Source organism: Pseudorhizobium xiangyangii (genome assembly GCF_020531965.1).
GTDB lineage: Bacteria > Pseudomonadota > Alphaproteobacteria > Rhizobiales > Rhizobiaceae > Neorhizobium > Neorhizobium xiangyangii.
Window position 1 is genome coordinate 63,170 of the sequence record NZ_JAJAWH010000002.1, and the last position, 14,424, is coordinate 77,593.

At 62.9% G+C, this 14,424-nt stretch carries 11 protein-coding genes and 1 pseudogene; 5 read left to right on the forward strand and 7 right to left on the reverse strand.

Going from position 1 to position 14,424, the window contains the following annotated elements; translation table 11 throughout:
• Window positions 1–2: 2 nt before the first annotated feature.
• Window positions 3–1,397, reverse strand: a complete 1,395-nt coding sequence (locus tag LH464_RS01695; RefSeq protein WP_226784834.1) for a circularly permuted type 2 ATP-grasp protein — start codon at window positions 1,395–1,397, stop codon at window positions 3–5.
• 287 nt (window positions 1,398–1,684) lie between these two features.
• Between LH464_RS01695 and LH464_RS01700 the strand changes: the two genes are divergently transcribed.
• Both LH464_RS01700 and LH464_RS01705 read left to right on the forward strand, forming a co-directional pair.
• Window positions 1,685–2,557, forward strand: coding sequence for a DMT family transporter (locus LH464_RS01700; RefSeq protein ID WP_226784628.1), 873 nt, complete (start codon window positions 1,685–1,687; stop codon window positions 2,555–2,557).
• Between the two features lie 88 nt (window positions 2,558–2,645).
• Window positions 2,646–3,389, forward strand: a complete 744-nt coding sequence (locus tag LH464_RS01705; protein ID WP_226784629.1) for an SDR family oxidoreductase — start codon at window positions 2,646–2,648, stop codon at window positions 3,387–3,389.
• A gap of 36 nt (window positions 3,390–3,425) precedes the next feature.
• Here LH464_RS01705 and LH464_RS01710 read toward each other — a convergent pair.
• The 4 genes and pseudogenes from LH464_RS01710 to LH464_RS01725 all read right to left on the reverse strand — a co-directional run bounded on the left by LH464_RS01710 (window position 3,426) and on the right by LH464_RS01725 (window position 7,708).
• Window positions 3,426–5,140 (reverse strand): annotated as a pseudogene (locus tag LH464_RS01710) (DEAD/DEAH box helicase).
• Between the two features lie 248 nt (window positions 5,141–5,388).
• Window positions 5,389–6,729 carry a sensor histidine kinase gene (locus tag LH464_RS01715; RefSeq protein ID WP_226784631.1) on the reverse strand — a complete coding sequence of 447 codons (1,341 nt, stop codon included), beginning with the start codon at window positions 6,727–6,729 and terminating at the stop codon, window positions 5,389–5,391.
• Window positions 6,726–7,385, reverse strand: a complete 660-nt coding sequence (locus LH464_RS01720; protein ID WP_226784632.1) for a response regulator transcription factor — start codon at window positions 7,383–7,385, stop codon at window positions 6,726–6,728. The genes LH464_RS01715 and LH464_RS01720 overlap by 4 nt, the downstream gene beginning before the upstream one ends.
• A gap of 5 nt (window positions 7,386–7,390) precedes the next feature.
• Complete coding sequence (locus LH464_RS01725; RefSeq protein ID WP_226784633.1) at window positions 7,391–7,708, reverse strand: PepSY domain-containing protein; 318 nt, start codon at window positions 7,706–7,708, stop codon at window positions 7,391–7,393.
• Window positions 7,709–7,829: 121 nt separating this feature from the next.
• Between LH464_RS01725 and LH464_RS01730 the strand changes: the two genes are divergently transcribed.
• Window positions 7,830–8,111, forward strand: a complete 282-nt coding sequence (locus LH464_RS01730) for a PepSY domain-containing protein (protein WP_226784634.1) — start codon at window positions 7,830–7,832, stop codon at window positions 8,109–8,111.
• 48 nt (window positions 8,112–8,159) lie between these two features.
• On the opposite strand, the gene LH464_RS01735 is transcribed toward LH464_RS01730, so the two are convergent.
• The gene (locus LH464_RS01735) at window positions 8,160–8,483 is read right to left on the reverse strand and encodes a hypothetical protein (RefSeq protein WP_226784635.1); all 324 of its coding nucleotides are present in this window, start codon (window positions 8,481–8,483) and stop codon (window positions 8,160–8,162) included.
• 315 nt (window positions 8,484–8,798) lie between these two features.
• On the opposite strand from LH464_RS01735, the gene LH464_RS01740 reads away from it, so the two are divergent.
• The gene (locus LH464_RS01740; RefSeq protein WP_226784636.1) at window positions 8,799–12,497 is read left to right on the forward strand and encodes a response regulator; all 3,699 of its coding nucleotides are present in this window, start codon (window positions 8,799–8,801) and stop codon (window positions 12,495–12,497) included.
• On the opposite strand, the gene mnmD is transcribed toward LH464_RS01740, so the two are convergent.
• The gene (gene mnmD, locus LH464_RS01745; protein ID WP_226784637.1) at window positions 12,494–13,204 is read right to left on the reverse strand and encodes a tRNA (5-methylaminomethyl-2-thiouridine)(34)-methyltransferase MnmD; all 711 of its coding nucleotides are present in this window, start codon (window positions 13,202–13,204) and stop codon (window positions 12,494–12,496) included. The two genes, LH464_RS01740 and mnmD, sit on opposite strands and share 4 nt — an antisense overlap.
• Between mnmD and LH464_RS01750 the strand changes: the two genes are divergently transcribed.
• Entirely contained in the window at window positions 13,203–14,423 is a 1,221-nt protein-coding gene (locus LH464_RS01750; RefSeq protein ID WP_226784638.1) for an NAD(P)/FAD-dependent oxidoreductase, read from the forward strand. The two genes, mnmD and LH464_RS01750, sit on opposite strands and share 2 nt — an antisense overlap.
• Window position 14,424: the final 1 nt, after the last annotated feature.

Sequence of the window (14,424 nt, forward strand, 5' to 3'; positions counted from 1 at the left end):
GATCAGTCCTCCAGAACCCAGGTGTCTTTGGTGCCGCCGCCCTGACTGGAATTCACCACCAGGGACCCCTTCTTCAGCGCCACGCGAGTAAGGCCGCCAGGGATGATCTTCACCTTGTCGGAGACCAGCACGTAAGGCCTCAGGTCCACGTGCCGCGGTGCGATACCCTTGTTGACGAAGATCGGCGTGGTGGACAGCGAGAGCGTCGGCTGGGCGATGTAGTTCGACGGATTTGCCCGCAGCTTGGCGGCGAAGGCTGCACATTCCTTCCTGGATGCCGTCGGGCCGACCAGCATGCCGTATCCGCCGGAGCCGTGCACTTCCTTGACCACCAGTTCGTGCAGGTGCTCCAGGACGTAGGCCAGGCTGTCGGGCTCGGTGCAGCGCCAGGTCGGCACGTTTTCGAGGATCGGCTTGCGGCCCGTGTAGAACTGCACGATCTCGGGCATGTAGGAGTAGATCGCCTTGTCGTCGGCAATGCCGGTGCCCGGTGCGTTGGCGATCGTGATGTTGCCGGCGCGGTAGACGTCCATGATCCCCGGCACGCCAAGGGCCGAATCTGGTCGGAAGGTCAGGGGATCGAGGAAATCGTCATCGACGCGGCGGTAGAGTACGTCGATGACCTCGTAGCCACGCGTGGTGCGCATCTGCACGCGACCGTCGATGACCCGCAAGTCTGCCCCTTCCACCAGTTCGACGCCCATCGTGTCGGCGAGGAAGGCGTGTTCGTAATAGGCGGAGTTGTAGATACCGGGCGTCAGCACAGCCACGCGCGGCTTTCCCCTGCAGCCGGGCGGCGCCAGTTGCGCCAGCGATTGCCGCAGCTGCCTCGGGTAGTCCTCCACCCGCTGCACCTTGTTGATCGCGAAGAGTTCGGGAAACATGTGCATCATGGTTTCCCGGTTCTCCAGCATATAGCTGACCCCCGAAGGTGTGCGGGCATTGTCCTCCAGCACGTAGAACTGGTCTTCGCCGGTCCTGACAATATCGGTGCCGACGATGTGGGTATAGACGCCGCCGGGCGGCTTGAAGCCGATCATCTCGGGCAGGAACGCCTCGTTCCGGTCGATCAGTTCGCGCGGGATGCGCCCCGCCTTGATGATTTCCTGCTTGTGATAGATGTCGTCGAGGAATGCGTTGATCGCGAGAACCCGCTGTTCGATGCCCTGGGCGAGCTTGCGCCACTCGCGGCCGGAGATGATGCGGGGAATGATGTCGAAGGGAATGAGCTTTTCCGAGCTATCCGCATGTCCGTAGACAGCGAAGGTGATGCCCGTCTTGCGGAATATGTTCTCGGCGTCGCGCGTCTTCTGGAGAAGGTGAGCGGGATCCTGGTTCCGGTACCACTCGTGATAGGTCTCGTAGGCGGGGCGCGGACGTCCGTCCGCAGTCATCATTTCATCGAACGCCAATGCCCGTTTCCCCTCGGCTTGTAGTTTTCATCAGGGCGATGCAAGAAGCGTGCAAATTCGAGGCAACGGCATGGAAATTCGGCTTTCCACCAGCGCGGGTTACCGTCGTCTGCCAGTAATTGAGGCAATCGCCACACTTTTGATCTCGCGACTTCTTCTTTTATGAGCTTCAGCCGTCCTGATGACTTCTGTCAGCATTTCTGCTTTGACCGCATTACGCTAGGGCTTTAAGCACCTGCAACCTCTATTCCCGTCTCGCCGGAAGTTCCGACATGCTCGATCGACTGGCTCCGGCCCTCTTTGTCCTTCTCTGGTCCACCGGTTGGCTTGTCGCAAAGCTGGCGGTCGCGCATGCTGATCCCCTGACCTTCCTGGCGGCACGGCACGCGCTGGCCGCAATCGCCTTCGCCTGCCTCTGCGTCGTTGTCGGCACCCGATGGCCGAGATCGCGCCGCGTGATCGTGCATGGCGTAGTGTCCGGCATGTTCCTGCACGGTCTCTATCTTGCCGGCATCTGGTGGGCGATCGGGCAGGGCGTTCCGGCCGGTCTGTCCGGCATCATCGCCGGCTTGCAGCCTTTGCTGACAGCGGCAGTAGCTCCCCTGATGATCAGCGAGCGACTGCGGCCGCGCCAGAAGGTCGGCATCATCATCGGCTTCGCGGGCATTCTGATCGCCATCTCGCCGCAGCTTTTCGACACGTTCGAGCACGGCCTCGTTGGCCTCGGGTTGCCGGTGATGGTCAATCTCGCCGCGATGCTCTCCGTTACATACGGCACGCTCTACCAGAAGCGCCACCTGCAGCAGGGCGACCTCCTGTCGATCGCGGTCCTGCAGTTCATCGGCGCCTTTATCCTGACCTTGCCGCTTGCCCTTGTCTTGGAAGACCTGCGCTTCGACTGGAGTGGTGAGGTAATCTTCGCCATGGCCTGGTCGGTCTTCGGTATCTCGATGGGTGCCGTCGGCCTGCTCCTCTATCTCATCCGCCGCGGGCAGGTGTCGCGGGCGGCGTCGCTCATCTACCTGATGCCGCCGGTCGTCGCGATCGAGGCATTCTTCCTGTTCGGCGAGCCGCTGACACTGCCGATGATCGTCGGAACGATCATCGTTGTTTGCGGCGTTTATCTGGTCAACCGGAAGGCCTGACGGCCTCTTTCGCCGGTTGTCGGGAAACGGGTGTCGGCGGGGTTTCGCCTTCGCTAGGCAAAGGGTCTCAACAGCAAAGGAGACCCTCATGCTTGAGAACAAGGTTGCCATCATCACCGGCGCGTCCAGTGGGATAGGCCGCGCTGCGGCCCTGCTGTTTGCTGCCCAAGGTGCTGCGGTTGTCGTCAATGCCCGCGATGCGGGGCGCCTTCAGGCGGTGGTGGATGAGATCGAGGCGGCCGGCGGTCGCGCATCGGCGGTTATCGGCGACATCGTGGAGGATGCGACCCACGTGCGACTGGTCGAGACGGCGCAGGAAAAGTTCGACGGCCTCGACATTGCCTTCAACAACGCCGGGTCTGTCGGACCCTACAAGCCCCTTGCGGATGTAACGCCGCAGGAATGGCATGAGACGCTTTCCGTCAACCTCAGCAGTGCCTACCTCGGCGCAAGACGGCAAATCCCGGCGATGCTGCGGCACGGGGGTGGGGCCATCATCTTTACCTCCACCTTCGTCGGCACCAGCGCCGGAATGCCGAACATGGCGACCTACGGATCTGCCAAGGCGGGGCTCATGGGCCTGGTGAAGGGTATAACGGCCGACTACGGTGCGTTGGGAATACGTGCCAATGCCTTGCTGCCTGGTGCGGTAGACACGCCGGCAGCGGGTGATCAGGCGCAGAAGGAATGGGCGGCGGGACTGCATGCCTTCAAGCGTATCGCCCAGCCGGAGGAAATTGCTCGCGCCGCACTGTTCCTGGCGGGGCCGATGGCGAGCTTCGTTGCGGGCACGGCGCTCTTTGCCGACGGCGGCAACGCTGCCGTCAAATAAAAAAAGAGGCCGCTGTTGGCGGCCTCTTTCAACTCGTTATGCCGGGCGGCGCTTGCGGCCCTGGCTGCCGGTCCGGTCGCTATTGCCGCGAGCCTCGCCTCCGCCGAACTTCACCGGGCCGCCAGTACCGCTGCCCTTGTTCGCCGGGCGGCCATGGCCGCTGCGGCTGCGCTGGTTACCGGCTTCGTGGGCGCCGTGCGCTGCCGGAGCATTGCCCTTGCGGTGCTCGCTGCGGGCCGGACGGCCTTCGCCCTGCGGACCACCGAACTGCTTCTTCGTCGCACGGAAATCCGAGGTCGAGGAGAGGTCGTTGTCGGCTTCGGAACGCGGAGCGTCCTCGCCGCGGCGCTGTCCACGGAAGTCTTCGTTGCGGTCGCGCTGCGGACGTCCGCCATTGCCGCCATTCGGCCGGCCGCCACGTCCTTCCGAACCTTCATTCTGGAAGAAGGGCTTGCGTGCCGGGCGATCGCGGCGTTCCGGGCGGCCTTCGCCGCCACGGGCCTGGCCATTGCCATTGCCACCGCGATTTTGACCGCCGCGCTTGTTGCCGCCGCCACGTGCCGGGCGGCTCATGCCTTCCGGACGCTCGCCGGAAGCGGTGGTGATCTCGATGCCCATCAGGCGCTCGATGTCACGCAGGAGACCGGTTTCGTCCGACGCGCAGAAGGCGATCGCAATGCCGTCGCGGCCGGCACGGGCCGTGCGGCCGATGCGGTGGACGTAGGCATCCGGGACTTCCGGCAGGTCGTAGTTGAAGACGTGGGTAACGCCGGGAATATCGATGCCGCGGGCGGCGACGTCAGTCGCCACGAGAACGCGGATCTCTCCATCGCGGAATGCCTTCAAGGCACGCTCGCGCTGGCCCTGGCTCTTGTTGCCGTGGATCGAGGCGACCTTGAAGCCGACATGCTCCAGGTGCTTGGAGAGCTTCTCGGCGCTGTGCTTGGTGCGCAGGAAGACCATGGCGCGGCCATCCGGGTTTTCTTCCAGCGACTTCTTGAGAAGATCGGTCTTGTCGTTCTTGCCGCTCACGAAGTGCACGTACTGCTCGACCTTGTCGGCAGCCTTGCCCGGAGGCGTGACGGAGACCTGGACCGGATCCTTCAGGAAGTCGGAGGCGAGCTCGGAGATCGTCTTCGGCATGGTGGCCGAGAACAGCAGGGTCTGCCGCTTGTTCGGAACCATCTTCGAGATCTTGCGCAGGTCGTGGATGAAGCCGAGGTCGAGCATCTGGTCGGCTTCGTCGAGCACCAGGTAACGGACTGCGGTCAGGCCGATTGCGCGGCGGGCGATGAGGTCAAGCAGGCGGCCCGGGGTCGCGACGAGAATGTCGGTGCCCTTTTCGAGCTGAAGCTGCTGCTTGTTGATGGAAGCACCGCCGACGACGGCGTTGATCTTCATCGGCGTGTTGCGGACGTAGCTCTTGAGGCTTGCCGCGATCTGATTGACCAGTTCGCGGGTCGGCGCAAGTATGAGCGTGCGGGCCGTGCGGTTGTCAGGACGCTTGGGGTCCTTCGCGAGCATTTCGATAAGGGGAAGACCGAATGCTGCGGTCTTGCCGGTGCCGGTCTGGGCAAGGCCGATCATGTCGCGGCCTTCGAGCAGGTGTGGGATTGCCTGTGCCTGGATCGGCGTCGGCGTCTCGTAACCGAGCGCAAAGAGAGTGGCTACGAGCTGCTTGGAAAGGCCAAGCTCATGGAAATTCGTCAAGTCGAATACCTTTTCGGGGCGCCAAAAAAAGATCGCCCGATACGGCACGATGCCGTCCGGTTTTCTCTGGCGTCAAGAACCCCGCGTGAAGTGGGAACTTGTAAGTTGGAAATTGCCTTCCAGCGCGTAAACCCTCAAGGTCGAGGGCGATCTATCTATGCGCCTTGTACCTTCTTCGCGATCTCTATTGTCGCTGGGCCAACTCACGCGGCGGCCGGAAGATGAAAGCTGTGCCTCATTTGGTGGATAGGCGGTCCAAAGTCAAGTAATGATTTCGCACGTGCGAAATCTAGAACCGGATGCAGACCTGCAAACCGGTGCCCTGGCGGTTCTCGATTGCGAGCGCCAAGCCGTAGACGCTGCAGATTTCCTGGGCGATGGAAAGGCCCAGTCCGGTGCCGGGCACCTTGGTGTCCAGCCTCACGCCGCGCTCGGTGATGCTGCGGATCTTTTCCGGATCGACCCCAGGACCATCGTCGGTGACGACAAGCCGGCGGTCCTGCCAACTGATCGCGACCTCGCTTTTCGCCCACTTGACGGCGTTCTCGACGATGTTGCCGAGCAGTTCGCGCAGGTCATGGGGGTCGAGCGGTACGTCCTGCGGCTCGGCGGCATCGACGCGCCACTCCAGCATCTCGCCCTCCGGTGTGCGCTTCAATGTTCTGACGATCTGCCCGATGATCGTTTCCATGTTGGCGTCGGATTGCCTCATCTCGGCATTGGCGGCGATACGGCTGCGGGCAAGCTCGGCATCCACATGACCGCGCATAAGCTGCACCAGCCGCTCGATCTCGCCCGCCATTTCCGTTTCTCCCTTTGCAAGAAGCGTCAGTGCGTCGTTGGAAAGGACGGTGAGTGGTGTTTTCAGCCCATGAGCGAGGTCGCCAGCGCGGGCGCGGGCCTTGGCGAGCGATTGGGCCTGTTCGTCGAGGAGCCGGTTGACCGCCGTCTCGACGGGTGCAAATTCAGCCGGCAACACGCCCTGCAACCGTCCGGCACGGCGCTCGCGGATCCTGTCGAGACCGCTGGTAAGCTCGGTGAGTGGCCTCAGGCCGAAGAAGACCTGGAATGCGGAGGCGGCGATCAGGAAGGTCGCCAGCCCGGCGAGATAGGGCAGGATGTCCACGGCGAAGGTGCGGCTGGCATCCGCGAGCGGCTTGCTGTCGGCGGCGACGACGATGGTCAGCGTCTTGAGCCCGGCTGGCGTTGGAACCATGATCTGCCGCTGCTGGGCCGTCAGCGTGGTGCCGTCAGGCCCTGCAAGGTCGTAGCGGTGAACCGCGCCATCGGCGGGCAGGCCCTCCGGGGAAGGAAGCGTGAAGTCCCAGAGTGATTGCGAGCGAAAGCGCGCGGGAGAACCCTCATCGCCGATCTGCCAGTAGAGGCCGCCATAGGCTTCGGTGAAGCGCTTGTCGAAGAAGCCTGGCGGCCGCTCGAGGCTGCCGTCGGGAGCAAATCGAAGCGATGCAGCTATGTTGTTGATGTGGCCGGTCAACTCGGTGTCCAGCCGCCGCTCCAGATTTGTGGAGAATACCGAGATCATGAACAGTGCAGCAAGCGTCAGCGCGGACGGTACGGCAATGAGCGACACGATGAGGAAGCGCGAGCGGATGGAAAGTGGACGCTTCATGTAATGCCGATCCGGTAACCGTAGCCGCGCCGTGTGGTGATCACATCCCTGCCGAACTTCTTGCGCAGACGCCCGACCAGCACTTCGACGGAGTTGCTCTCGCGCTCGAAATCCTGCGCGTAAAGCTGCTCGGTCAGTTCCATCTGCGAGACATGCCGGTCGGCGCTCGCCATCAGGACATGAAGGCAGCGATATTCAAGCGGCGTCAGGTCGACCGGCGACCCGTCCACCGTGGCGGTCCGGCTGCGGGGGTCGAGTTTCAGCCGCCCGGCATTCAGCACCGGCCCGGCATTGCCCTGGGAACGGCGGATGATTGCCCGGAGACGCGCCAGAAGTTCCGGCATCTGAAAGGGCTTTGCGAGATAATCGTCGGCACCGGCATCGATGCCCTCGACCCGCTCTTCCCAGTTTCCTCGGGCCGTCAGTATCAGCACCGGAAGCACCCGCTCGGCGGCGCGCCAGCGCTTAAGCACGGTCAGGCCGTCCAGCTTCGGAAGACCGAGATCGAGGATGACAGCGGCGAATTCCTCGCTGTCGCCGCGGAACCAGCCGCTCTCGCCGTCGCGCTCGTGTTCGACGAGGTAGCCGGCGCGCTCGAGGTGATGCGTGACGTCGCGGGCGATCAGGGGGTCGTCTTCAACAAGCAGGATACGCATGGAAATCAATCGTCATCATCTATGTCGAGAACCTTGCCGTCCTTGGCATCCATCTCGATTTCCAGCAACCTGCCGTTGGTCTGCAGAACCTTGAACTCGTAGATGAAGCGACCGTCGTCCTCGTCTATTTCGACACTGATGATGTCGCCGGGAAATGCCTTGCGGACGTGATCCTGAAGAGTGGATAGCGGCATGGCCTCTGCGCGCCTGACAGCATCGCGCAGGCGGTCCAGGTCATCGTCGCCGGCGCGAGCTACCCACGTGGGCAACGCGAAGGCGCAAATCAGCATCAGGGGAAGGAGGCCTCTCATCATCAAGACCATGTAACACACCCTTGCTGAAATTTAGCTGACACGGAGCGTCAGTTATCGCTCAGCCCGGTTTTCGTAAGGTCCAGTCATCGGCCGGGCAATGGCGCTCGGGTCGGATCGAAAGGAAACTGTCATGAAGAGCCTGGTTCTTGCCGCTGCCTTAGCTTCCCTTGCCCTGGCTTCTACAGCCAAAGCAGACGACGACCACTTCCGTTGCGGCAACGTGCCGATCGCCGACTGGATGACCGAGGCGGACCTTCGCAGCAAGGTCGTTGCCATGGGTGTCGAGATTCGCAACGTCGAGATCGACGATGGCTGCTACGAAGTGGAAGGACGAAACAAGGATGGCCGTGCGGTGGAAATCCGCTTCCACCCTCAGACCGCGGAACAGATTTCCGTTGATGGCGACGATTGATGAAAGAAGAAGGGCGACGGTCTCGCCGTCGCCCTTTGAACCCAGGTACTAGTAGCAGACGCGAGCGCGGTAGGCATCGCCCCATTCGTCCTCGACCCACTCGAAGTGGCAAGGCGGCGCGTCACGATAATAGGTGCGGCGGTACACCGGCCGGGGCGGCGGCGCGTATTCCGGCTCGACGTAAACCGTGCGCGGCTGCGAGGCGATGGCGCCTCCGATGAGGCCGCCCGCAATACCCGCTGCGACACCGGGCCAGATGTCGTCATGGTGGTGGCGATCGCGAGCCTGTGCAGTCGGCGCGGTGGCGGCGAGCGCACCTATGACGGTAAGGGCAAGAAGCCCCGCAGAAGCGCGTTTATGCATTACGGACATGGTCTGTTCCTTTCCCTTTGTTCTCTCAAGGGCACGAACGAGAGTCTCCCCGGCAAAGGCGGCGGATTGATGGAACGGCGGAGGCTCTTGTCTGAACGGCTGTTCAGCTTGGCGCTGCTTCTGGTTGAACCCGGTCCGTTTTCCTCAGCCTGTGGCGGGAATTATGGCCGACATGCGGCCTGCATGAGGCCGAACCAAGAAGGAGAGAATCGCGGTCTTCCTTATCCCTCAGGTGGCAAACGCAGGAAATATGAATGGCATAAGCGGTGTGGCAAGAACTTGTTAACGCTCGCTATGGTGTTATCGACGGATCAGATGCCTACAGAAGCGCTGCGGCGCGGGCCACATCGGTTTGGAGCGGATACGGTGGAGATGCAGGGCGAACTCCTGGGAACGGCGTGCGCGCGGATCGACGATCTGCGGGAGCCGGCGTTCATCAAGGACAGCACCCTCAAGTACGTCGCCGTCAACCGCGCATATGCGAAGCTCTACGGGGTTCGCGCCGGTGACCTCGTCGGCCAGACGAGCCGTCAACCATCCCATGGCGAAGAAGATCCGGAACGCAGGGACAAGGAGTGCCGGGCGCTGATCTTCGGCACAGACGAGACCGTCCGCTGCGGTGAAGCCGACTACGAAATTTCCATCGAGCGTTTCGTGACCGAAGACGACCAGACCTATCTGTTCGGCTCCTTCACGACAGTATCGGAGACCGGCCATGGGCCGGAGCCGACCGATCGACATGAGGGAGGAGAACAGATGGGCGAGGGTAGTGCGGCCAGCGATCGCAGTCTGCAGCTCGAGGGCGCGCTGGACCTTCTCGATGTCGGGATCGGCATCTACGACGACACCCATGTGCTCATCTATTGCAATGCCCAGCTGACGGACTTCTTCGATTCCTTCGGCGTCCGACTTAAGGCAGGCGTTACCTTCACCGAAATCTGCGAGCAGGTCTACGACAAGAGCGTCAAGACCAGTCCACGCCTCGCGGGGCGCGGACTCCCCGAGCGTTCCGCCTGGGTTCAGGAGCGGCTCAGGACCTTTGCTCTTCCCTATTCGGAGGCTGTCGAGCAACTGTCGGACGGGCGCTGGCTGAAGAGCGTCAACAAACGGCTCGACAACGGTCTCGTCATTACCCTGCGATCCGATGTCAGCGAGTTCAAGGAGCAGGAGCTGCTTCAACGGGCGCAGGTTGCGGAAACGGAGCTGCTGCGCGCTGTTCTGGAAGATCTGCCGGTGCCGGTTTTCGTTCGCAACAGCGGGCACGAGCTGACCTACGCCAATGCCGCCTACGAGGACATGCTCGGCGCTCCCCGGGACAGCTTTCTCGGAATGACGGAAAGTCAGATGTTCCCGACCGCGGCCGAACGGTTCCGGCTTGAGAACGATCGCATTCTCGAAGGGGAAGAGATCGAGAAATCCGAGGACATGGAGTTCTCCGATGGCTCGGTGATCCCCGTCATCACCCATCTGCGTCGCATCACGACGCATGATGGCGCGCACCATCTTGTCGGTTCGCGGATGAACGTATCCCTCATCAAGGAGGCGCAGAGAAAGGTCGAGAAGCTCCACAAGGACATGCAGACCATCATGCATGCCGTCCCGGTGGGCATCGGTATTCTTGATGGCGATTTCGTTTTCGAATATGCAAACCCTGCCTTCTACAGCTTCTGGGATGCGGGCGAGCAGTTCGAACTGGTTGGCCGGTCTTACCGGGATTTCCTGAGAGTCAATTTTGCCCACGGGATCTATGCCGATAGCGGCAAGTCGTTCGACGCGATTTACAGCCAGCGCATCTCCGACCTGACGCAGGAGGGCGAAAAGCCGCCGATCGAGGTGCGCAGCGCCCAAGGTCGTGTCATTCTCATCTCCGGCACCCGGCTCTCCGGCGAAAAGCTGCTTCTCAGCTACATGGACATTACCGCGATCCGGAAGCGCGACGAGGAGGCGAAGGCCGCGCAACAGGCCCTCGAACGTCAGGACGCCCTGATGCGTGAGGCCACCAGCGCAATGTCGCAGGGCCTTCTCGTCCTGCACGACGGAACCATCGTCTTTTCCAACAACGCCCTGTCGGCGATGCTGGAAGTTCCCGAGAGCTTCAGTGCTCCCGGCGCGCTCTGGCGGGACGTGTTCCGCTTCTGCGTCAAGCGCGGCGATCTCGGTCCCGCCGACGAAGCAATGGAAATGCTTCGGACCTGGGAGGAGAACGTCAGCGCCGGCAACTCGGTCTCCGCGACCTTCTGCGTCGAGGGCCGAAAATGGGTTCAGGTCGAGGCAAACCTCAGCGGTAGCGACCACTGGCTTGCCGTCTTTACCGACGTTACGGAGATCCAGGAGCGCGAGACAGAACTCAGGCGCCTCGTCCAGCGCGCCGAGGCCGCCGACAAGGCGAAGTCCGAATTCCTCGCCAATATGAGCCACGAGATCCGCACCCCGATGAACGGCGTGCTGGGCATGGCCGAACTGCTCGCAAAGTCCAACCTCGATACCCGCCAGAAGACGTTCATCGACATTATCGTCAAGTCGGGCAATGCGCTGCTGACCATCATTAACGACATCCTCGACTTCTCGAAGATCGATGCGGGCCAGATGAAGCTGCGCAAGGCGCCGTTCGATCCCGTCGAGGCGATCGAGGATGTGGCGACGCTTCTGTCGTCCTCGGCCGCCGAAAAGGACATCGAACTCATCGTCCGGGGTGACGCTTCGGTCAAGGAAACGGTGCTCGGCGACGCGGGCCGCTTCCGGCAGATCATCACCAATCTTGTCGGCAACGCGGTCAAGTTCACCGAAAAGGGGCATGTCTTCATAGACCTGCATTCGGAGCCGCTGGCTGACGGCGAGATGATGCTGAGCGTGCGGATCGAAGATACCGGTCTCGGCATTCCCGACGAAAAACTGAGATCGGTGTTCGAGAAATTCTCGCAGGTCGACACCTCATCCACCCGTCGCCATGAAGGCACCGGCCTCGGCCTTGCCATCACCGCCGGTCTCGTCGAGCTGTTCGGCGGCTATATCGACGTGGCGAGCGATGTCGGAAAAGGCTCGGTCTTTACCGTGCACCTCCCGTTCCGCGTCGTCAGCGAACGCAGCAACAACACGGTGCTTCCGGTCAATACGCTTGGCGCGCGGGTTCTGGTCGTCGATGACAATGCCGTCAATCGCCGCATCCTGACGGAGCAGCTCACCATGTGGGGCTTCGACACGGTCGCTGCCGACGGCGGGGCCGAGGGCTTTGCGGTGCTGGGCGAGGCGGCGCGCCTCGGCATCTCCATCGATGCGATCGTACTCGACTATCACATGCCGGAGATGAACGGTCTGGATGTCGCGAGCCACCTGCGGGCGGACCACCGTTTCGCCGATGTCGGCATCGTGTTCCTCACCTCGATGGACATGGCCGGCGACGAGAGCATCTTCTCCGAGTTGAACATCCAGGCACACCTGATGAAGCCGGCGCGCGCCAATCTCCTGCGCACCACGATCATCGATGTGGTGCGCTCGGTGCGGACGAGGCGCCGCAGTGAAGCAGTTCCTGTCGGCGCGAAAGCGGTGTCGGTCGAGCCGGCAACTCTGCCGCAGCGACCTGTCTCAGCGGTCTCGACGCCTGTCGTCCAGTCCCTTCCGGCACTCGACGTGCTGGTCGCCGAAGACAACGAGGTGAACCAGATCGTCTTTACCCAGATCCTCCAGGGAACCGGCTGGCGTTTCGAGATCGTCGAGAATGGTGCCAGGGCCGTCGAGGCCTGGCAGGAGAAGGACCCGGCCCTCATCCTCATGGACGTTTCGATGCCGGTCATGAACGGACATCAGGCGACAGAGAAGATCCGGGAGATCGAGCAGCAGCGCGGCGGCCACGTCCCGATCATCGGCGTCACGGCCCATGCGCTAGAGAGCGACAGGGAACTCTGCATCAAGGCCGGCATGGACGACTATATGTCAAAGCCCATCAGCCCGGAACTGCTCGAACAGAAGATCAAGGCCTGGCTCGGGGAACCATCGACCTCCATGTCGGCGCGCTAGGACGCTTTGCGGCCGCACAACATCTCACGCTTGCCGGCAAAGCCTGGCCGCCGTTCGACCGCGTATCCCGCTCCCTGCAGGTTTCGCCGCACGAAGCCCGCCGCCGCATAGGTGGCGAAGCTGCCTGCGGGGACCGTCCTGTCATGGATTGCCTGCATCAGGCCCTGTGACCACATGTCCGGATTGCGAGCCGGCGCAAAGCCGTCGAGGAACCAGGCATCGAAATCGGGCTGTTCGGCGGTGACGCCGTCGAAGGCCGGGCCGACGATGACCGTCAGCTTGGTCTGCTCGTCCACGACGATCTCCACGCGTCCTGCCGGCTCATCCGGCCATGCCGCCACCAGCGCCTGCCGCTCCGCATCGATCTCGGACCAATGGGCGAGGGCGCGGCCGATCTCCTCGGCGCGCATGGGATAGAGCTCGAAGGACGTGAAATGCAATCTGGTCCCGGGACGTCGGGCGAGCTTCCACTGCCGCCAGGTTTCGCAGAAGTTCAGGCCGGTGCCGAAGCCCAGTTCGCCGATCCGGAACGTCTCGGACGTCTCCCAGCGCTGCGGCAAACCGTTACCGGCAAGGAAGACATGGCCGCATTCCAGGCGCCCGTCGCTGCGACAATAAAAGTGATCGCCAAACTGCTTCGAGTAGGGCATATCGCCCTCATGCCAATCGAGGCCATCGTCGGCCGTAGGGGAAATCTCTTCGCTCATGGCCACAGCCGATAATCCCGCAGAACGCACCGGTCAATCTGTTCTTCAGGCGCTTCCAGCATCCGTCAATCTCGTCATCGTCGGCGGCGGCGTCATGGGCCTGTGGGCCGCCGTGAAGGCAGACCGCATCGGCATACGGACATTGCTGGTCGATGCCGGGCGGATCGGCAGCGGTGCGAGCGGCGGCCTGTTGGGCGCGCTGATGCCCCACACGCCGGATCGCTGGACGGACAAGAAGCAGTTCCAGTTCGACGCGCTGGTCTCGCTGGAGGCGGAGATCGCCGGGATCGAGGCGGCGACCGGCCTTTCCACCGGCTACCGCCGCTCCGGCCGGCTGATTCCGCTGCCGAAGCCGCACCTGCGCGAGATCGCGCTGCGCCACGCGGCAGACGCGGGCGATCATTGGCAGGCGGATGGCCGCGATTTCGAATGGAGCGTTGTCGACAACGCGTCCGATGCCTGCGGGCTCGATCCCGAGTTCACGGCAGGGGGACTGATACACGAGACGCTGTCGGGCCGGGTGTCGCCGCGCCTTCTGACGGCAGCGCTTGCCCGCTGTCTTTCCCTGTCCAGGCACGTCCGGGTCATCGAAGAAATGGGAGTGGCGGAGATCGACCCGTCTCGAGGCCGCATTCGCTTCGTCAACGACGAGAGCACATCCTTCGGTCACTGCATCGCTTCGGCGGGCCACCAGTCCTTCCCGCTGCTTCAGCGGTTTGCGCCGGGCACCGGTGTCGCGCTCGGCCGGCCGGTCAAGGGGCAGGCGGCCCTGCTTGACGCTCCCGGTGTCGATCCCGCGCAACCGGTGCTTTTCCTGAACGGTCTTTACGTCGTGCCGCACGATGATGGCAGGGTGGCCGTCGGCAGCACGAGCGAGGAGGAGTTCGACGATCCCCGCGCGACCGACGGGAAGCTCGATGACGTGCTCATGCGGGCGCGTGCGCTCGTTCCGGCATTGCGCGACGCAGCGGTTGTCGAACGCTGGGCTGGCTTGCGGCCGAAGGCTGTCGGCCGCGAACCGATGGTCGGTCCGCATCCGGATCATTCACGTCTCGTGGCGCTGACCGGCGGCTTCAAGGTGAGCTTCGGCCTTGCCCACAAGCTGGCCGATGCGGCGCTCGCTGCGGTCGAGGGCCGGGAAGCCTCTGTACCCCCGTCATTCACCTTCACCAGCCACCTTGAGGTCGCAGCGACGAAGCGCGCGGTGGCCGAAGACTAGC

Bases quoted from the DNA above. Each gene is read 5' to 3' on its own strand.
- LH464_RS01700 (WP_226784628.1), top strand. From the start codon at position 1,685: ATGCTCGATCGACTGGCTCCGGCCCTCTTTGTCCTTCTCTGGTCCACC.
- LH464_RS01695 (WP_226784834.1), bottom strand. From the start codon at position 1,397: ATGATGACTGCGGACGGACGTCCGCGCCCCGCCTACGAGACCTATCAC.
- LH464_RS01720 (WP_226784632.1), bottom strand. From the start codon at position 7,385: ATGCGTATCCTGCTTGTTGAAGACGACCCCCTGATCGCCCGCGACGTC.
- LH464_RS01750 (WP_226784638.1), top strand. From the start codon at position 13,203: ATGGCCACAGCCGATAATCCCGCAGAACGCACCGGTCAATCTGTTCTT.
- LH464_RS01735 (WP_226784635.1), bottom strand. From the start codon at position 8,483: ATGTCCGTAATGCATAAACGCGCTTCTGCGGGGCTTCTTGCCCTTACC.
- LH464_RS01725 (WP_226784633.1), bottom strand. From the start codon at position 7,708: ATGGTCTTGATGATGAGAGGCCTCCTTCCCCTGATGCTGATTTGCGCC.
- LH464_RS01730 (WP_226784634.1), top strand. From the start codon at position 7,830: ATGAAGAGCCTGGTTCTTGCCGCTGCCTTAGCTTCCCTTGCCCTGGCT.
- LH464_RS01705 (WP_226784629.1), top strand. From the start codon at position 2,646: ATGCTTGAGAACAAGGTTGCCATCATCACCGGCGCGTCCAGTGGGATA.
- LH464_RS01715 (WP_226784631.1), bottom strand. From the start codon at position 6,729: ATGAAGCGTCCACTTTCCATCCGCTCGCGCTTCCTCATCGTGTCGCTC.
- mnmD (WP_226784637.1), bottom strand. From the start codon at position 13,204: ATGAGCGAAGAGATTTCCCCTACGGCCGACGATGGCCTCGATTGGCAT.
- LH464_RS01740 (WP_226784636.1), top strand. From the start codon at position 8,799: ATGCCTACAGAAGCGCTGCGGCGCGGGCCACATCGGTTTGGAGCGGAT.